At 38.7% G+C, this 18,216-nt stretch carries 18 protein-coding genes; 6 read left to right on the top strand and 12 right to left on the bottom strand.

Going from position 1 to position 18,216, the window contains the following annotated elements:
- Positions 1-4 precede the first annotated feature (4 nt).
- Positions 5-430, bottom strand: a complete 426-nt coding sequence (gene lacA, locus GPZ88_RS05470) for a galactose-6-phosphate isomerase subunit LacA (protein ID WP_157628677.1) — start codon at positions 428-430, stop codon at positions 5-7.
- A 299-nt stretch (positions 431-729) separates the two neighbouring features.
- Here lacA and GPZ88_RS05465 point away from each other — a divergent pair, with 299 nt between their 5' ends.
- Entirely contained in the window at positions 730-1,500 is a 771-nt protein-coding gene (locus GPZ88_RS05465) for a DeoR/GlpR family DNA-binding transcription regulator (protein WP_014293852.1), read from the top strand.
- A 137-nt stretch (positions 1,501-1,637) separates the two neighbouring features.
- On the opposite strand, the gene GPZ88_RS05460 is transcribed toward GPZ88_RS05465, so the two are convergent.
- From GPZ88_RS05460 to GPZ88_RS05435, 6 genes are all read right to left on the bottom strand, one after another.
- Positions 1,638-2,771, bottom strand: a complete 1,134-nt coding sequence (locus GPZ88_RS05460) for an ABC transporter ATP-binding protein (protein ID WP_039697488.1) — start codon at positions 2,769-2,771, stop codon at positions 1,638-1,640.
- 100 nt (positions 2,772-2,871) lie between these two features.
- Entirely contained in the window at positions 2,872-3,720 is an 849-nt protein-coding gene (locus tag GPZ88_RS05455; protein ID WP_074603479.1) for a helix-turn-helix domain-containing protein, read from the bottom strand.
- Positions 3,721-3,749: 29 nt separating this feature from the next.
- The gene (gene dtd / locus GPZ88_RS05450; protein WP_074869866.1) at positions 3,750-4,193 is read right to left on the bottom strand and encodes a D-aminoacyl-tRNA deacylase; all 444 of its coding nucleotides are present in this window, start codon (positions 4,191-4,193) and stop codon (positions 3,750-3,752) included.
- A 127-nt stretch (positions 4,194-4,320) separates the two neighbouring features.
- Positions 4,321-6,543, bottom strand: coding sequence for a RelA/SpoT family protein (locus tag GPZ88_RS05445; RefSeq protein WP_039697485.1), 2,223 nt, complete (start codon positions 6,541-6,543; stop codon positions 4,321-4,323).
- A 141-nt stretch (positions 6,544-6,684) separates the two neighbouring features.
- The gene (locus GPZ88_RS05440; protein ID WP_166043661.1) at positions 6,685-7,548 is read right to left on the bottom strand and encodes an ROK family protein; all 864 of its coding nucleotides are present in this window, start codon (positions 7,546-7,548) and stop codon (positions 6,685-6,687) included.
- A 33-nt stretch (positions 7,549-7,581) separates the two neighbouring features.
- Positions 7,582-8,295, bottom strand: a complete 714-nt coding sequence (locus tag GPZ88_RS05435) for a GntR family transcriptional regulator (RefSeq protein ID WP_039697484.1) — start codon at positions 8,293-8,295, stop codon at positions 7,582-7,584.
- Positions 8,296-8,774: 479 nt separating this feature from the next.
- On the opposite strand from GPZ88_RS05435, the gene GPZ88_RS05430 reads away from it, so the two are divergent.
- From GPZ88_RS05430 to panD, 4 genes are all read left to right on the top strand, one after another.
- Complete coding sequence (locus GPZ88_RS05430) at positions 8,775-10,214, top strand: cellulase family glycosylhydrolase (RefSeq protein ID WP_158914756.1); 1,440 nt, start codon at positions 8,775-8,777, stop codon at positions 10,212-10,214.
- Positions 10,215-10,399: 185 nt separating this feature from the next.
- Positions 10,400-11,227 carry a 3-methyl-2-oxobutanoate hydroxymethyltransferase gene (gene panB, locus GPZ88_RS05425; protein WP_158914754.1) on the top strand — a complete coding sequence of 276 codons (828 nt, stop codon included), beginning with the start codon at positions 10,400-10,402 and terminating at the stop codon, positions 11,225-11,227.
- A gap of 23 nt (positions 11,228-11,250) precedes the next feature.
- The gene (gene panC / locus GPZ88_RS05420; protein WP_158914752.1) at positions 11,251-12,093 is read left to right on the top strand and encodes a pantoate--beta-alanine ligase; all 843 of its coding nucleotides are present in this window, start codon (positions 11,251-11,253) and stop codon (positions 12,091-12,093) included.
- Between the two features lie 12 nt (positions 12,094-12,105).
- Positions 12,106-12,507, top strand: a complete 402-nt coding sequence (gene panD, locus GPZ88_RS05415; protein WP_074561198.1) for an aspartate 1-decarboxylase — start codon at positions 12,106-12,108, stop codon at positions 12,505-12,507.
- A gap of 59 nt (positions 12,508-12,566) precedes the next feature.
- Here panD and manA read toward each other — a convergent pair whose 3' ends face one another.
- From manA to celB, 3 genes are all read right to left on the bottom strand, one after another.
- Positions 12,567-13,517 carry a mannose-6-phosphate isomerase, class I gene (gene manA / locus GPZ88_RS05410; RefSeq protein WP_166043659.1) on the bottom strand — a complete coding sequence of 317 codons (951 nt, stop codon included), beginning with the start codon at positions 13,515-13,517 and terminating at the stop codon, positions 12,567-12,569.
- 87 nt (positions 13,518-13,604) lie between these two features.
- Positions 13,605-14,330 (bottom strand): GntR family transcriptional regulator, encoded by a 726-nt coding sequence (locus tag GPZ88_RS05405; protein ID WP_166043657.1) that lies wholly within the window; start codon positions 14,328-14,330, stop codon positions 13,605-13,607.
- Between the two features lie 52 nt (positions 14,331-14,382).
- Positions 14,383-15,651 carry a PTS cellobiose transporter subunit IIC gene (gene celB / locus GPZ88_RS05400; RefSeq protein WP_074564909.1) on the bottom strand — a complete coding sequence of 423 codons (1,269 nt, stop codon included), beginning with the start codon at positions 15,649-15,651 and terminating at the stop codon, positions 14,383-14,385.
- 150 nt (positions 15,652-15,801) lie between these two features.
- On the opposite strand from celB, the gene GPZ88_RS05395 reads away from it, so the two are divergent.
- Positions 15,802-17,202, top strand: coding sequence for a glycoside hydrolase family 1 protein (locus GPZ88_RS05395; RefSeq protein ID WP_166043655.1), 1,401 nt, complete (start codon positions 15,802-15,804; stop codon positions 17,200-17,202).
- Positions 17,203-17,388: 186 nt separating this feature from the next.
- Here the strand turns inward: GPZ88_RS05395 and GPZ88_RS05390 are convergent, their stop codons facing one another.
- Positions 17,389-17,709, bottom strand: coding sequence for a PTS cellobiose transporter subunit IIA (locus GPZ88_RS05390; RefSeq protein ID WP_014334244.1), 321 nt, complete (start codon positions 17,707-17,709; stop codon positions 17,389-17,391).
- 16 nt (positions 17,710-17,725) lie between these two features.
- Positions 17,726-18,040, bottom strand: coding sequence for a PTS cellobiose transporter subunit IIB (locus GPZ88_RS05385; RefSeq protein ID WP_074561193.1), 315 nt, complete (start codon positions 18,038-18,040; stop codon positions 17,726-17,728).
- Positions 18,041-18,216: the final 176 nt, after the last annotated feature.

Here is an 18,216-nt window from a genome sequence, read left to right as displayed (position 1 = left end):
GCTCCTAGCACATTTTATTTAACATATCGACACGGATTTGGTGACGACCACCATCATAGTGACCTTCCAAAAATCCTTTAACAATATTTTTCGCCAAAGTAACTCCGACAATTTCAGAGCCCATGGTAATCATGCGAGCATTATTGTGAGCACGTGTCATATAAGCAGAGCGTTCATCTGAAACTTCCGCACAAATCATACCTTTGATTTTAGTTGCTGTCATAAAGCTACCTGCACCATAGGCATCAATCATAATACCTAGATTTTCATCTGATTCGTTGACACCAGCCGCAACAGCAAGCGTGTTATCAACGAAATCTTTATTAACCTCTGTGACGTCTTTGACATCATAAGCATTTTCAAGCAGGTAATCTTTAATAATGTTTTTTAAAGTTTCCCCTGCAGCATCTGAACCAAGAATAACTGTCATTTTAACACCTCAAAATTTTTCTTTTATCTAGATAATTTTTTAAAAACGTTTTTTTATGTTTATATAATAAAACTAAAACAAACATTTGTCAACATATTTGTTTAATATTTTTTAAAAATGTTTGTTGTTTTTTGTTTGCTGTATTGAAAACAACGTCACGAAAATCCTTTATTTTCAGTAATTTTCACATTTGTTACAACAATGTTTCAAATTGTTTCTTTTTTTTCTTATTTGTTGAGTTAGTAATTTAATTGTGATATGATAATGACAAGGAGAAATAAAAAAGAAAGGAGTTTAGTATGTTAAAAAAAGAACGCCTCCAGTGGATTCTTGAGAAAATCAACGTAAAAGGTGTTATTACTGTTAACGACATCATTAAAGAACTTGGTGTTTCTGATATGACCGTTCGTCGCGACCTTGACGAGCTAGATAAAGAAGGCTTATTGATTCGTATCCATGGTGGCGCACAAAGTATTGATACACCAAAAGTAAAACCAAAATACGAAAAATCAAACACTGAAAAACAAGAACTACAAATCGAAGAAAAGCGTGCCATTGCTAAATTCGCCAGCACACTCATTCAAGAAGGCGAAACAGTCTTTATCGGTCCCGGAACAACGCTGGAACATTTTGCTCACGAACTTGTTGCCAAAAACATCCGTGTCGTGACAAATAGTTTGCCAGTATTCACTATTTTAAATCAAAATAAAAGCACCGATTTAATCTTAACCGGCGGTGAATATCGTGATATTACAGGTGCCTTTGTTGGCTCACTGACTGCTAACTACTTGCAAAACCTCAAATTCTCAAAAGCCTTTGTTAGTGCTAACGGTGTCTTTGGGGATTCTGTAGCTACTTACAGCGAAAGTGAAGGAGAAATTCAACGCATTGCCCTTGATAATGCCTTTGAAAAATTCCTTCTCGTCGACCATGAAAAATTCAATAAATACGATTTTTATGATTTCTACAATGTTAGCAAAATCGATCATCTGGTCACTGATTCAGGTATTTCTGAAGATGCCAAAGAAAAATTTGGTCAATTAACTGATATCATGGTCGCTGACGAATAAGTTTAGACAATAAAAAGTTACTTATCATTTGGTAAGTAACCTTATTTTATGATGAAAACCCAAAAAAGCCCTACGTCGTTAGACGTAAGGCTTTTTGGGTTGTATTCTAGAAAAGTTCTGTTTTGGATAGCGTTAAATTAGCGAATAGCTGCCTCCGTTTCTGGGTCAAAGAAGTGACCTTTGGCAACATTCAATGTCAATTCTACTTTTGAACCTGGTTGGTAAACATCACGCGCATCCGCACGAGCAACAAGTTCAGTGTTACCTACTTTAACGTAAAGCATTGTTTCAGCACCGAGCAATTCAGAAACAGTAACTTCAGCTTCAAGAGTTGCTCCTGGGTATGTTTCACGAGCAAGTGGGTTGTTTGAGATATCTTCTGGACGGATACCGAAGATGACTTTTTTACCATTGTAACCTTTAGTTTCAAGTAATTTCTTTTGACCTTCTGGCAAAGCAATTGTGAAACCTGAGTCGCTAACCAAGGTATTATCTTTGACTGTTCCTTCAAAGAAGTTCATGGCTGGACTTCCGATGAAACCAGCAACAAATTTGTTAGCTGGACGGTTGTAAAGTTCTTGTGGTGTACCAATTTGTTCAACGCGACCGATTGTTCCTGAACCGTCAGGGTTTTTAGTAGAACTCATGATAACAATACGGTCAGCAAGTGTCATGGCTTCTGTTTGGTCGTGAGTAACGTAGATTGTTGTTGAACCGATACGACGGTGAATTTTAGCAATTTCAGCACGCATTGACACACGAAGTTTGGCATCCAAGTTTGACAAAGGTTCGTCCATCAAGAATACTTTGGCATCACGCACGATAGCACGACCCATGGCAACACGTTGACGTTGACCACCTGAAAGGTCAGCAGGTTTGCGTTCAAGGAATTCTGTCAAGCCAAGAATTTGTGCGGCTTCGCGAACACGTTTATCAATTTCATCTTTTTTATATTTTCTAAGTTTTAGCCCAAATGCCATGTTATCGTAAACAGTCATGTGTGGGTAAAGAGCGTAGTTTTGGAAAACCATGGCAATATCACGGTCTTTTGGTGCTTTATCATTAACGACTTCGCCGTCAATTTTAAGTTCACCTTCTGTGATATCTTCAAGACCAGCAACCATACGAAGCGTTGTAGATTTACCACAACCTGAAGGTCCTACGAAAACGATAAATTCTTTATCTTTAATGTCAAGATCGAAATCTTCAACAGCATAGTGGCTTGCATTTGGGTATTTTTTGTAAATATGATTAAGATTAAGTTCTACCATTTTTTAACTCCTTTGATCTATGTGGCTTTATTATAACAAAGATAACGCTTACATGATATAGACAGGAGTCACAAGATTTTTTGTGCAATGTGCCCAAAAACTAATTTTCCATAATTAAAAGATACGAAAATGCCAAATCATTAAGATTTTTCAAATTCAAGCCTGACAAAAGGCGGAATTTCTCGATTTTATAGTGCAAGGAATTACGGTGAATATAAAGATTTTGTGCTGTTTTGGCAAGATTGCCCTGTTCTTGCCACATGGTCATGATAATCGGTCTAATGTCTTTACTATCATCAATAGCCTGTAACATTTTATGTTTAATAGCTGGCAAATCAAGCTGGTGCGCATAAGCTAGCAGCAACATTTGTGAAAAACTGACTGTTCGTTCATTACCACGGAAGTGTCTCATATTGGCAAACAAGCGACTTTCTTCACGGTAAAAAGCTGGCAAATCATCTGCTTGAAATTTACACCAGACATTACCAAAGAAAATGGTTAACTTGATACCAAAGTCACTTTCCAAAGTCGGCAGCACATCATCGATTAAATCTTCTGCTTCAATCATCTCTTCTTGATCAAGAATGAGTAATGTTCTAGTCTTTGAAATGACCACCGTCGCAAGTAAATTGGGTAACAAGGTTACAAAAAAATCACACAGTTCTTCTGGCAAGGCTTCCTTGTGATCGATGTAAATGATTTGCAAGGCTTTATAATCTTTTGCCACACTCAAATCATCTTGAATCAAATAACGGTACCAAGGATTCTCAGTCACCTTGTCTTCTAAAATACCGTCATTTTGCAAAGCCAGTAATGCTTTTTCACGCTCGCTCAGATTTGCTAGAGGAAGGTAATACGTTTGCCCATTTTCCTCAATAGCTACCCAATCTTCTGCATGTTCGATCTTACCAGCCTCAACAGCTTCTGGGAATAATCGCTCTAGTGACATCTTCCACCTCCGTTCCTTCTTAACTCAACTTAACGTGATTTTGTATCCAAAATAATAGTAACAGGACCGTCATTGACTAGACTAACTTGCATGTCAGCGCCAAAAACACCTGTTTCAACAGGAACGAATTGGGCAAGGGCTTCATTAAAGTCGAGGTACATTTTTTCAGCTTTATCAGGTTTTGCGGCACCTGTAAATGCCGGACGATTGCCTTTTTTGGTATCCGCAAACAAAGTAAATTGAGACACTGATAAGATACTTCCCTTAATATCTTGGACAGATAAATTCATCTTGCCCATATCATCTGAAAAGATACGCATATTAGTAATTTTACGAACAGCGTAATCAAGGTCTTCTTGCTCATCATCTGGTCCTACTCCAACTAACAACAATAAGCCTTGACTGATATCTCCAACCAGTTCATCATCAATCGTAACTTGCGCTTCTTTCACGCGCTGAATGACTACTTTCATATCTATTCCTTTCTGAAAATAAATTCGCTTTCATTATTGTCATTTTAACATTTTCAGAAAAATAAAAAAAGCACTTACCTTTTCTCTTTCAAACAAAAAAATGAGCTGCATTATCAGCTCATTTTAGTTATCCATTTGTACGTTTGACAGAATAAACGTCTGGGATGATTTTAATTTTATCGACAACAGCAGTCAATTCCGTCAAGTTTGGAATTGTGAAACTAACGTGGATATTCGCAAATTTCATATCCTTACTTGGTTGGGCATTGACGGTTGAAATGTTCTTAGTGACGTTTGAAAGAACTTGAAGGACGTCATTTAGAAGTCCTGAACGGTTAAGACCGTAAATATCAATTTCAGCGATGTAATCATTATTAGCGCTAGTAGCATCGTCCCATTCGACCTCGATAAGGCGTTGTTCATAACCTTCTTGGCTCTTGATATTGTGACAATCCGCACGGTGAATAGCCACCCCTCGACCTTTGGTGATATAACCTTCGATTGGGTCACCTGGCACTGGGTTACAACATTTGGCGATACGCATCAAAAGACCTGAAGCACCTTGGATGATAACGCCATTTTCGCTGCGGACTTTCAAGACTTCTTTATTTTCTGTCTTGATTTCACCACCATTCATAAGTTCATCTGCTTCTGCTTTCGCTTTGGCGCGTTCTTCTTCACGGCGTTCTTTTTCCGTTAAGCGATTGAAAACAGCTGCCGCACTAATTTCACCGAAACCAACAGCCGCATAAAGAGCTTCTTCGCTACGAACACTGAAACGTGGCAAAATGGCTTCAAGGTGTTTTTTATCCAAGTATTTGTTAGCCACATAGCCTTGGTCTTGGAAATAATCCACCAAAAGTTCACGGCCCTTGTTGACTGATAATTCCTTATCTTGATTCTTCAAGAATTGGCGGATACGGTTGCGGGCTTTGTTTGTCTTAACAATTTTAATCCAGTCGCGACTTGGTCCAAATGAATTTGGATTGGTTACAATTTCAACCACATCACCTGTTTTAAGTTTGGCAGTTAGTGGTACCATACGGCCATTAACCTTAGCACCAACAGCCTTTTCACCAACTTGTGTGTGAATAGCGTAAGCAAAATCAATTGGCCCAGAATCTTTTGGCAATTCTTGTACAGCACCTGTTGGGGTGAAGACGTAGATACGTTCTGAGAAAATATCTTGTTTAACTGAATCGACAAAGTCTACCGCATCACCATTTGAAGCGTCTTGCAATTCAACCAATTCTTTAATCCAGCTCATGCCGACAGCTTGTTCTTGACTGTCAACTTTGCCTTTAATCCCTTTTTTGTAAGCCCAGTGAGCAGCAACCCCGTATTCAGCGACTTGGTGCATTTCTTTGGTACGGATTTGAATTTCGATTGGTCCTTTTGGTCCGTAAACAGTCGTGTGAATAGATTGGTAACCATTGGCTTTGGGCGCAGCAATATAATCTTTGAAACGTCCTGGCATTGGACGCCACAATTCATGAATGTAACCAACCATAGCGTAAACATCGCTAGGGGTTTCCATAATACAACGAATAGCAATCAAATCATAGATTTGGTCGAAACGTTTCTTTTTATCACGCATTTTGCGATAAATAGAATAGATGTGTTTTGGACGACCGTAAACGTCTCCGTAAAGCCCTTGTTCTTCAGTGTAGTCTTTAATTTTCTTAACGATTTCATCAACCAAGGCCTCACGTTCACGACGTTTTTCGTTCATCATGTGAGAAATCTTGTAGAACTCAATTTCATTGAGGTAACGGAATGACAAATCTTCCAATTCCCACTTAATGCGGCTAATCCCCAAACGATGAGCAAGGGGAGCATAGATTTCCATGGTTTCACGTGAAATGCGCGCTTGTTTGTCCTTACGAAGATGCTTCAAAGTGCGCATATTGTGAAGACGGTCAGCAAGTTTTACCAAAATGACACGGATATCTTTAGACATGGCCATAAGCATCTTACGGTGATTTTCAGCCAATTGCTCTTCGTGTGATTTGTACTCAACTTTACCAAGTTTTGTCACGCCATCCACGATGATACGCACATCTTTACCAAATTCGGCTTCGATTTCATCTAAAGTAATCTCAGTATCTTCAACAACGTCATGCAAAAAACCACAAGCCACTGTCACCACATCAAGATGAAGATCTGCTAGGATACCCGCAACTTGGATAGGATGGATGATGTAAGGCTCGCCTGATTGCCTAACTTGTGAGATATGTGCTTTTGTCGCGTAATCCAATGCTTTTTGAACAATCGCTACATCAGATTCGCTCATATATTGGGCCGTTAGGGCAACGACCTCTTCACCCGTCAAATTCACAATTTTTGCCATAAGGACCTCTTCTTTGCATACAGATTTATATTGTATATTATTTTAACACTAAAATGGCTAAAATACCAATGCCTTATCCATTTTAAAGACTTTGTTTACTAAATAAAAAAGAGGCTTGAAAATTTATCAAGCCTTAAACTATTATTTGCTATTTAAGAAATTAGAAACGGCTCCTAAAAGATTGGCATCGTTTCGGAATTGGCAAGTTTTTACTTGGTATTCTAATCCGTGAGCATCGGTTTTTTCGACCAATTTTTGCAGACGTTTTTCAAGTTCTGGCACCAAATCTTCACGCGCAGAAATACCGCCACCAATACCAACCAAATCAGGGTTAATGCTGACAAGGCAGTTGAAAATGCCGATAGCAATGACATCATACATTTCTGACAAGGCAGCCTTCGCATCACTATTGCCAGCATCTGCCAAATCAAATAAATCTTTGCCAGTAAAATCAGTCAAGCCATGTTCCTTAGCGTATTTTTTAGCCACAGCAACGGGACTAGCTAAATTACTAAGCGTAATACCGTCTTTGATAATCATGAAACCAAATTCACCACCGTAAAGGCTACTTCCTTTGTACAATTTACCATCAAGGCAAACCGCACCACCAATACCTGTCCCAAGAATGAAGTAAATTGATTTTTTACTGTCTTTTCCGATACCAAATTGACTTTCAGCTAGACCTGCACAGTTAGCATCATTTTCGATGGTCACAGGTAGGCCAAACATTGCTTCCAATTCATCAATAATCTTGAAATGATGAATGTATGGGATAGCACTGAAGCCTTTAATCACACCTTCTTCAGTATCCACAGCACCAGGGCTAGAGATAGCAACTCCTTTGGTATCAGCATCCGCTAACTCTGTGAAGACACGATGCAAGTTTTCTTTCATTTCTTCCCAAGTTTTGGGAGTTGAAAAGGAACCTTTTTTATCAATGGCACTGTCTTGGTAACGGCCATATTTCACAGAAGTTCCACCAATATCAAACACGACTAAATTCATTTTCTTCTCCATTTCTACCTAGCAAAAACACTGCTAGCGGTGTGTTAAAACAATCTCCAATGAAAATTCATCATAACGATGTGTACTAATTGAGTATTCAAACGCAGCACCATTTGTTAAATAACCCGTTTGGACAGCTACTGCTACTGGGTCACCTTTTTCAAGTGACAAGTAGTCAGCTTCCTCATCCGTCGCACGACGAACAGTAATCGTACGGTGGCCTGATTGAATTTTTAAACCAAGGTCATTTTCAATGTAGTCATAAATCGAATTTTCCACATGCTCGATTTTCAAACCTGTAATCAAATCGATTGGCATGTAAGTTTCTTCGATAACCGTTGGTTTATCATCAACTAAGCGGACACGATGAATTTTATAAACGAAGCTTGTTTCCTTAATTTTTAGTTTTTCTGCAATTTCCGCATCTGCTTTCACAACCGTAAAATCAATCACGCGACTTGTAATTTTTTTGTCTGGATAAAACGCTGTTGTCCCCATCATTTGGATATCCATCAACATTTTCTCCATTTTTTCAACTGACAGGTCCATGACAAAAGTTCCTGCCCCACGACGTTTGTAAATCAAGCCTTCTGTAACGAGAATATCTAAGGCTTTTTTAACTGTCATCTTACTAACCTTGTACGTGCGACAAAAATCTTTTTCAAAAGGCAGCTGTTCATTTGGTTGATAAACACCTTCTAAAATTTTCTTACGCACATCATTTGCAATAAGGTTATATTTTTCCATTACTTCTCCTCTAAATCTAATATATAAACTAATGCATATTATTATCTATATTTTAAACTAGAAGAGCTAAAGTTCCAAATGTTAATTGATAATTTCTTGTAAATGATACTTTTTCCCATAAAATGTAACCATAAAAAACCAAAACAGCCCAGGAGATTTTAAAAGTTGCTCTGATTTTTATGGTTAACTAATAAAATTCTTTAATTATTGGATAATAAATTTGTCAATTAATAAGCTATTCACCTCCTCCTTCTTTTGACAGCATCATTTTATCATTTTATTTTATAAAAGTATATACTTTTACAAAAAATTATGTTATACTCTTTTTGGATGCGTTTCCAATAAGTTTTTTATTGTTTTTTGTATACAACTACTAGTAGGGTAAAAAAGAGGAGATTATCTTTTAAAAAACATTATTTCATAACATTCAGAGATGGACACTTATGTCTTAACGCTTTTTTTGGGAGGAGAAAGAAATTATGAAAAAAGCATTAGCTGGGTCATTAGCAGCCCTAACTCTCGTTGCCGGTCTCGCTTCAGCACAAGGGGTAAAAGCTGACGATATCGTTTCAGGACAGACTTACAAAATCACTGCAAAACACAGTGGCAAAGCTCTCGACGTTGCAGGAAGAGCTACTAATGCAGGTGCTAACGTACAACAATGGTCTTATAACGGCAGCACTAACCAACAATGGAAAGTTGTCGACACTGGAGATGGATACTACAAACTCGTATCAGTAAACAGTGGTAAAGTGCTAGACGTATCAAGCGCAGCAACTTACAATGGTGCTAACATCCAACAATGGGATGATACTAACGGAACATGCCAACGCTGGAAAATCGTAGATACAGGTGATGGTTCTTACAAACTAATCTCTGCTGTCAGCGGGAAAGTGCTTGATGTAGCAAGCGGCTCTACTGGTGATGGTGCTAATGTGCAACAATGGGATGATACTAATGGAACTAACCAAAAATGGGAATTCACAAAAGTAGGCGGAGATAATCCAAATCCTACACCAGTGACAACAAATGGTTTCCACACAAGCGGTACAACACTTTATGATGCCAAAGGTAATCCATTTGTTATGCGTGGTATCAACCATGCTTACTCATGGTATCCAGGATATGAAGATACTGCTATTCCTGCCATTGCACGAACTGGCGCTAACTGTGTTCGTTTAGTTATCACAGATGGACAACAATACAATAAAACTTCTCTTTCTGAGATTCAAAAACTTATCAAACTTTGTAAAGATAACAATTTAATTGCTATCGTTGAAGTACATGATGCTACTGGTTCAGATAACATTCAAGATTTGCAAAAAGCTGCAGATTTCTGGATTGAAATGAAGAGTGCTTTGATTGGAAACGAAGCAAATGTCATCCTTAACATCGCTAACGAATGGGGTGGTGCTTGGGATAGCGCAAACTGGGCAGCAGGTTACCAACAAATTATTCCAAAACTTCGTAACGCTGGTATCAAAAACACACTCATGGTAGACTGTGCTGGTTGGGGACAATACCCACAATCTATCGCAGAAGCTGGACAAAGCGTTGTTCAAGCTGATTCACAACACAACATCATGTTCTCTATCCACATGTATGAATATGCTGGTGCTTACGGTGCTGTTCAATCAAACATCGATTCTGCACTTAACGTAGGTGTGCCACTTTGTATCGGTGAATTTGGTATCAAACACACTAACGGTCCTGTAGATTACAAGACAATCATGAGCTACTCTCAATCTAAAGGTGTTGGTTACCTCGGTTGGTCTTGGAAAGGTAACGGCGACACTTGGGCTTACCTTGATATCGCACAAGACTGGGGTGGTTCACAATTATCTGAACAAGGTAATGCCATTATCAATGATACAAATGGTATCAAGAACACTTCTAAACGTTGTACAGTCTTTGACTAATACAACAGAAGTATCAGTTATTATCTGACAACTCCATATTCTCGGCTGGGGAAAGGTTATCATCGTAACCTTTCTTCAGTTTTTTATATCTTGCAAATTTTAAATTTTCTGAATATTTGTTATAATATTAGCTAGACATGTTTTATTCTAAAAGTTTTTGTGGCTTTTGGTGAAAGGAGACTCTCATGAAAAATACCGTATTGAGCTTTCAAAAAGCTAAAGCAGACGGTAAAAAGTTAACCATGTTAACCGCCTACGACTACTCAACAGCAAAATTAATCGATAGCACTGGTGTCAACAGCATTCTTGTTGGTGATTCTCTTGGCAACGTCATGCTAGGCTATGATGACACTATTTCAGTAACCATGGAAGATATGATTCATCATGGCAAAGCGGTTTGCAGAGGAGCCAAAAACGCTCTGGTTATCGTTGATATGCCTTTTATGTCTTATCAAGTATCGGTTGAAAAAGCTGTGGAAAATGCTGGGCGCTTGATGAAGGAGACTCATTGCCAAGCCGTCAAATTAGAGGGTGGTAAAAGTGTCTGTCCACAAATCAAGGCAATGGTGGAAGCTGGGATTCCAGTTTGTGCTCACCTTGGTCTAACCCCACAACACATCAATGCTTTCGGCGGTTTTAAAGTTCAAGCCAAAACCGAAGCTGCTGCCAAACAACTTTTAGAAGATGCCAAAGCTGTTCAAGAAGCTGGTGCTTTTGCCGTGGTTCTTGAAGCTATCCCAGCTAAACTCGCCCAACTTGTAACCAAACAGCTCGATATTCCAACTATTGGGATTGGTGCTGGTAATCAAACCGATGGGCAAGTGCTCGTTTACGCTGATTTGTTAGGATTATTCTCTGATTTCACACCAAAATTCGTCAAACGCTATGCCAACATTGGCGAGCTCATCTCCGACGCTGTCAAAAACTATATCGAAGATGTTGACGCTCAGAAATTCCCAACACCTGATAATGAATATCATATCGATAACAGTATTATTGAAAAGCTCTATTAATTAGAAAAGAGGCATGACATTACATGAAAATCGTTCACACCGTTGAAGACGTTCGAAAAGCTGTTCAAGCTTGGAAGGCAGATGGAAAAACTATTGGACTTGTTCCTACTATGGGCTACCTTCACGAAGGACATAAGAGTTTGATTGACAAAGCTGTTTCTGAAAATGACCACGTTGTTGTCAGCGTTTTTGTCAATCCAATTCAATTTGCTCCGACTGAAGACCTTGAAAGCTACCCACGCGATTTGGAACAAGATGCCAAACTCTGTGAAGCCGCAGGCGCTAGCCTCATCTTCAATCCAGAACCTAGTGACATGTACTCTCCTACTTTTTCAAGTTTCATTGACATGTCAACATTGACGAAAGGACTTTGCGGAAAAACACGTCCAATTCATTTTCGTGGGGTTTGTACCGTTGTTGGAAAACTCTTCAATATTGTCGAACCAAATAAAGCTTACTTTGGTCAAAAAGATGCTCAACAACTGGCTGTCATCAAACACATGGTTGAAGATTTGAATTTTAACCTTGAAATCGTTAGCTGCCCAATCGTTCGTGAAGCTGATGGGCTAGCTAAAAGTTCACGTAATACCTATCTTTCAGCTGACGAACGAAAAGCTGCCCTTGTTCTTTCACAAAGTTTAGCTCTTGCTGAAAAGATGATTTCTGACGGTGAAACAGACACTAGCAAATTAAAAGAAGCCATGACTGCTTTTATTGAAAAAGAACCGCTAGCTAAGATTGACTATGTCGAATTTGTAGACTGGAAAACTTTAGAACCTGTCAGCGAAATCGACCGTCCTATCCTCAATGCTATCGCTGTTTACATTGGCAAAACACGCTTGATTGATAATCACATTTACGAGTAAGGGAGAAAAATCGTGCACATTCAAATGTTAAAATCAAAAATTCACCGCGCTGTCGTGACAGGTGCCGAGGTGGATTATGTTGGCAGTATCACCGTTGACCCTGAGCTGTTTGAGCTAGCAGGTATGGTAGAATACGAAAAAGTTCAGATTGCTGATGTGGAGACCGGTAGCCGCCTTGAAACATACATTATCGCTGGCGAGCCAGGAAAAGGGGAAATTTGCCTTAACGGTGCCGCAGCAAAACTCGTCAATGTCGGTGACCACGTTATCATCATGTCATACGCTGACTTCACACCTGAAGAAGCCAAAACGCACAAACCACGCGTCGTCTTCGTTGACGATAATAATAAACTCGCACGCTTTACGCGCTACGAAAAAGCTGGACGTCTCTACGACCTTGAAGTTGAAAAATAAACTAAAAAGGAATCCGAAATTCTCGGATTCCTTTTTTAGTTATATCTACTTACAAATAATTAGTTTTCATTTGGGTGACTAGCAATGATTTCCAATTCACCATCAAGTTCCCATGTTTTCACATCATTAGGGAGAATAAAGTGGTCACCTTTTTTCACATTATAAACACAGTTATCCACTTTCAAGCTTCCTTGACCTGAAAGAACACTAACTAACAAATACGGAGCTGTTTGTGTAAAGTTAACAACACCAGACACCACCCATTTATAAACCGCAAAGAATTCATTTGACACCAAGAGGCTTGAACTTAAGTTATCCACACCGAGAGTCACTGGAGTGCTGTTAGCTGGCTCACCAATGGTCATAACATCGATGGATTGTTTGATATGAAGATCACGAAGATTTCCAGCCGCATCTCGACGATCAAAATCATACACACGGTAAGTTGTATCACTTGATTGCTGAGTTTCTAAAATCAAAATGCCTTTACCAATGGCGTGCATTGTGCCACTTGGTACGTAGAAAAAATCACCTGCTTTGACTGGAACTTTTGTCAACAAATCGTCCCATTTGCCTGCTTCAATCATCTTAGCAAGTTCTTCTTTGGATTTGGCGTTATGACCGTAAATAATCTCAGAATCTTCATCCGCTGCGATGACATACCAGCATTCTGTTTTACCAAGCTCCCCTTCATGCTCAAGAGCATATGCATCGTCAGGGTGAACTTGGACACTAAGCCAATCGTTGGCATCCAAAATTTTGGTTAACAATGGAAAGACTTCTGATTTTGGATTGCCAAAAAGCTCTTTGTGGTCATGATAAAGTTTATCTAAGCCTTGTCCTTTATATGTCCCATTATCCACAATCGACACACCATTTGGATGAGCTGAGATTGCCCAGTATTCACCCGTCGTTTCTGTTGGAATATCATAACCAAACTCATCACGAAGCTTAGTTCCACCCCAAATTTTATCGTGCATTTGTGCTTTTAAAAATAATGGTTCTGCCATAATTTATCCTTTCTTTCGGGTAATTTTCCCGTTCAGCAGTTAAGCCTGGAGACTTTTCTCCAGACTTAACCGTTACCTTATCGACTCTTAACTATTTTTAACATCTAGCAATGAATACCCGCGGACATCGTAACGATTTCGCGTACGTGAATACTCAATCGGTCTACCATTTTCCAAATAAACCACTTGCTCAACTTGCAAAATCGGATCATCATCCTTGCAAGCAAGGTAATCTTTGTCATAGTGGTCAGGCTTTTCAGCCGTGATATGACGATAAGACCCAGCAAATTTAAGCTCCAAAGTATTCCAAAGGTAATCATAAACAGATGCTAATAAAATACTATCATCCAGACCTGGAACTAAATCGCAAGCCATGTAAGTATGCTCAAGTGCATACGGCTCACCATCTAAGAGACGTAATCGAATAATCTTATAAACTGGCGTTGATTCTTCCACTTGAAGGCGCTCAGCAATTTCCGCATCGGGAAATTCAACCGTAAACTCAATAATTTGACTCGTTAATTGTCGAGGGTCATCCTTCATATCGTGACTTAAACCATTGTAGTTGTTCAATCGAAATTTTGAATCCTCTTTGTCCCAAAATGAGGAATTCAAAACCTTGGTGCCATTTCCTTGTTTTGAAATGACCAAACCTTCGATGGTTAACATCTCAATAGCTTTTTTCACCGTCATTCGACTAACGCCAAATTCCTTTGCCAAATCAGACTGAATCGGCAACATGGAATCAATCGGATACGTTCCATCTGAAATTCTAGCTCGAATAATCCCTGCAATCTCTTCATATTTTGACATAGATCGCTCCTACTCTACTTGTATAGACTAATAATTTTAAACTATAGTCATATTATAGCGCAGAGTCAGGTTGTTTGTCCAGCATGTGCAAGAATGGTAGCCAAATACAGCCAACAATCAAGCAGTCAACAATTTGAAGAAGTCCACCAGCAAGTGAGTTTGTCGCAATCATTCCACTAAAGAAGACAGGTACTGTCCATGGAACTGAAACCCCTGTTGGTGCAGGAACAAGACCAATTGACATCACAAAGTAGTTAAGAGCTGTGACAATAATTGGTGAAATAACCCATGGAATAAGAATTGTAGCATTTAAAACGATTGGCAAACCAAAGATTACTGGCTCATTAACGTTGAAAATACCAGCACCAAGTGCCAAACGACCAACATCACGATATTGTTTTTTCTTCATGATAAAGGCCATGATGATAACAACCGCAAGCGTCATCCCTGAACCACCAAGACCAACAGTAAATGTTTCCATGAATGGTTTTGAGATAATGTGAGGAAGGTGTTCACCTGCCTTGTAAGCTTCCAAGTTTTCAAACATCAAAGTATTCCAAACAGGGTCCATAACTGAATTTACAAGAATTTGACCATGAAGACCAAAAAACCATAGGAATTGAATAAAGAAGATTGCAACCAAAGTTGCCCAGATACTACTTCCAAGACCAACAAGCGGAACTTGAATAACGTTATAAATCACATCGTGAAGATTTGTTTTGAAGCCAACTGTCACAACAGCATTAATCGCTGTAAAGACAGATAGGGTCAAAATAGCTGGAATCAAAGCTGCAAAAGACTTAGCAACTGCAGGCGGTACACTGTCAGGCATTTTAATTTGCCATCCTTTTTTGCTCGTGCGGCTGTAAATTTCAGCAGCAAGAAAAGCAACAATCATCCCAAGAAACATTCCTTTTGCACCAAGACGATCAAGACTCAAAACACTTGAAACTTTTTCGCCACCATCACTTGTTGTGAAAAATGGTGTCAAAATAAGGAAACTTGCAAATGAAATAGCACCCCCGAAAATTCCCTCAACATCGTAAGATTTAGAAAGATAATAACCAATACCAAAAGTAACGAAGACTGTCATAATCGACATAGTAGCACTTTGACCACTACCAAGCAGGTCATTTAAAAGCGCTTTCGTACCATCGTTTAAAAAAGGAAGGTTACAAATAACCACGACAATTGACCCAAACATGGTCAAGGGGAAGGCAAGCATGAAGGCGTCACGCAAAATCGATAAATAACGATTTGAAGCGAGCTTGTTTGCCAAAGGCAAAAGTTTGTCACTGATAGCATCTAGAAACTTGTTCATAAACACTCCTCTTTCCATTTATTTGTTTTTACATTATCATTATAACTTATTTTTTGTAAAAGTCTAGTCTTTTTATATAAAAATATTGTCTTTTAATTTTAAAAGTGTATAATTGTACTTGTAAAACCAAAACTTATTAAGGAGAATCCTATGGCAACTTACACTTTTCCAGAAGATTTCTGGTGGGGAGCTGCGACATCTGGACCTCAAAGTGAGGGACGTTTCAATAAGAAACATGCTAATATGTTTGACTATTGGTATGAAATTGAACCCGAAGCTTTTTACAACCAAGTTGGACCAGACACAGCTTCTAACTTCTACAATAGCTATGAAGAAGATATTGCTCTAATGAAAAAAGTCGGTTTAAATAGTGTCCGTACTTCTATTCAATGGACACGTTTGATCGATGACCTTGAAAAAAACACTGTCAACCAAGATGCAGTAGACTTCTACAATAAAGTCATTGATTGCTTTATCGAAAATGGTATTCGTCCAATCATGAACCTACACCACTTCGACTTACCAGTCGAACTTTATCATAAATATGGTGGTTGGGAGTCACGTCATGTGGTTGACCTTTATGTTGGTTTTGCTGAACAAGCTTTCAAGGCTTTCGGTGACCGCGTCAAAGACTGGACAACTCATAATGAACCAATGGTTGTTGTCGACGGTGAATACCTCTATCAATTCCACTATCCAAAATTAGTTGATGGTAAAAAAGCTGTCCAAGTCGCTTACAACTTGAATATCGCATCCGCAAAAGCCATCGCTAAATTCAGAGAACTTGGCTTAGACAAAGACGGTGGTCGCATTGGTACAGTTTTAAACTTAACACCAACTTATGCTGCTTCTGATTCTAAAGAAGATCAAGCTGCTGCACACTTTGCTGAACTTTGGAACAACAAAATGTTCCTTGAACCGGCTATCAATGGACATTTCCCAGAAGAACTTGAAGAAGTTCTCAAAAAAGATGGTGTCATCTGGCAAACAGAACCTGAAGATGCTCAAATTCTTAAAGAAAATACCATTGATTTCTTAGGTGTTAACTTCTATCACCCAAATCGTGTGAAAGCACCAGACATCGCACCAAATTCTGTCGGTGCTTGGATGCCAAATCGTTACTATGACGAATACAACATGCCAGGTCGTCGCATGAACATCGACAAAGGTTGGGAAATCTACCCAGAAGCCATTTACGACATCGCCATTAACATTCGTGACAACTATAAAAATATCCCTTGGTTTGTCTCAGAAAACGGTATGGGTGTTTCTCGCGAAGAACGCTTTATGGATGAAAATGGGAAAATCCAAGATGATTACCGCATCGACTTCATCAAAGAACACTTGGCTTGCCTTCACCGTGGTATCCAAGAAGGTTCAAACTGCTTTGGCTATCACCTTTGGACACCAATTGACTGCTGGTCTTGGATGAATGCTTACCGTAACCGCTACGGATTCATCTCAAATAACATCCACACTCAAATCAAAACTATTAAAAAATCTGGTGAATGGTTCAAACAAGTAACCATCGATAACGGATTTACCGATTAATCCCTCCTAATCCCACATTTCAATCCTCCAATTAAAATTAATACTTATGATTATCATCCATCCTCGGTAATCAAAACTTCTATCCTTTTATTAATTCAAACCAAAAACTCCCTTCCTCTAACCAAGGAAGGGAGTTTTTGATGATGATAAAAAGAGCGAGTTTGTCACTCGCTCATCTGATTTCAGTTATTTAAGTGCAAATCTTTGATACATTCCCATCATCTCGATAGCAACTTCTTTCAAAGTCATTGTCGTCATCAAATGGTCCTGGGCATGTACCATGATAATTTCAATTTTAATTTCGGTACCGCTTGCATATTTCTGTAGCAAATCTGTTTGGGCATGGTGAGCCTGTAATAATTCTTCGTCAGCAGCAGCTAATTTTTCTTCCACCACTTCAAACTTACTTTCTTTCATGGCATCAAAAGCTTCATGAACGTAAGTTCTAGCTGTTCCACTGTGTAAAATAATCTCAAAAGCGGCAAGTTGTAATTCTTCTTCTGTCATATCTTGCAATCCCTCATTAAATGCTTTCTAAAATTAAGTTAGCCATTTTTTCAACTCCCATTGGAATTGGAACATAAGCTTGTGGTGGCACTTTAACGACTGGTCGTCCTGATTTTTCACCAGCAGTCGCAAATTGGTTGTAGTACATAGTTGCTTGCGGGCTAACAAGATACAAATCATAAGTAGCATCCGTAATCACGCGCTCACCTTCGTTAGAGCTAATCGCTTCAACAGTAATATCTTTACCTTGATTTTTGAAGAATTCTGTTGTTTTTTGAGCCATAAGTGATGATGACATTCCAGCAACACAAATAATTAATGCTTTTGACATGGGCATTCTCCCTTTTTGAATATAAATATTAGCTAAAGATGTTTTCACTCCCCAACATCTTTACCAAAAGTATATCACAGGTATTTTTATAAGTCTAGTCTTTTATTTTAAAAGAACAAACTTTTTTAAAAAATCACATTTGAAATCCAACTAATTTCTCCAAGCTAATCATTTGT

Source organism: Streptococcus ruminicola (genome assembly GCF_011387195.1).
GTDB lineage: Bacteria > Bacillota > Bacilli > Lactobacillales > Streptococcaceae > Streptococcus > Streptococcus ruminicola.
This window is presented reverse-complemented; position numbering and strand designations above follow the sequence as displayed.

Bases quoted from the DNA above. Each gene is read 5' to 3' on its own strand.
- lacA (WP_157628677.1), bottom strand. From the start codon at position 430: ATGACAGTTATTCTTGGTTCAGATGCTGCAGGGGAAACTTTAAAAAAC.
- GPZ88_RS05465 (WP_014293852.1), top strand. From the start codon at position 730: ATGTTAAAAAAAGAACGCCTCCAGTGGATTCTTGAGAAAATCAACGTA.
- GPZ88_RS05460 (WP_039697488.1), bottom strand. From the start codon at position 2,771: ATGGTAGAACTTAATCTTAATCATATTTACAAAAAATACCCAAATGCA.
- GPZ88_RS05455 (WP_074603479.1), bottom strand. From the start codon at position 3,720: ATGTCACTAGAGCGATTATTCCCAGAAGCTGTTGAGGCTGGTAAGATC.
- dtd (WP_074869866.1), bottom strand. From the start codon at position 4,193: ATGAAAGTAGTCATTCAGCGCGTGAAAGAAGCGCAAGTTACGATTGAT.
- GPZ88_RS05445 (WP_039697485.1), bottom strand. From the start codon at position 6,543: ATGGCAAAAATTGTGAATTTGACGGGTGAAGAGGTCGTTGCCCTAACG.
- GPZ88_RS05440 (WP_166043661.1), bottom strand. From the start codon at position 7,548: ATGAATTTAGTCGTGTTTGATATTGGTGGAACTTCTGTGAAATATGGC.
- GPZ88_RS05435 (WP_039697484.1), bottom strand. From the start codon at position 8,295: ATGGAAAAATATAACCTTATTGCAAATGATGTGCGTAAGAAAATTTTA.
- GPZ88_RS05430 (WP_158914756.1), top strand. From the start codon at position 8,775: ATGAAAAAAGCATTAGCTGGGTCATTAGCAGCCCTAACTCTCGTTGCC.
- panB (WP_158914754.1), top strand. From the start codon at position 10,400: ATGAAAAATACCGTATTGAGCTTTCAAAAAGCTAAAGCAGACGGTAAA.
- panC (WP_158914752.1), top strand. From the start codon at position 11,251: ATGAAAATCGTTCACACCGTTGAAGACGTTCGAAAAGCTGTTCAAGCT.
- manA (WP_166043659.1), bottom strand. From the start codon at position 13,517: ATGGCAGAACCATTATTTTTAAAAGCACAAATGCACGATAAAATTTGG.
- GPZ88_RS05405 (WP_166043657.1), bottom strand. From the start codon at position 14,330: ATGTCAAAATATGAAGAGATTGCAGGGATTATTCGAGCTAGAATTTCA.
- celB (WP_074564909.1), bottom strand. From the start codon at position 15,651: ATGAACAAGTTTCTAGATGCTATCAGTGACAAACTTTTGCCTTTGGCA.
- GPZ88_RS05395 (WP_166043655.1), top strand. From the start codon at position 15,802: ATGGCAACTTACACTTTTCCAGAAGATTTCTGGTGGGGAGCTGCGACA.
- GPZ88_RS05390 (WP_014334244.1), bottom strand. From the start codon at position 17,709: ATGACAGAAGAAGAATTACAACTTGCCGCTTTTGAGATTATTTTACAC.
- GPZ88_RS05385 (WP_074561193.1), bottom strand. From the start codon at position 18,040: ATGTCAAAAGCATTAATTATTTGTGTTGCTGGAATGTCATCATCACTT.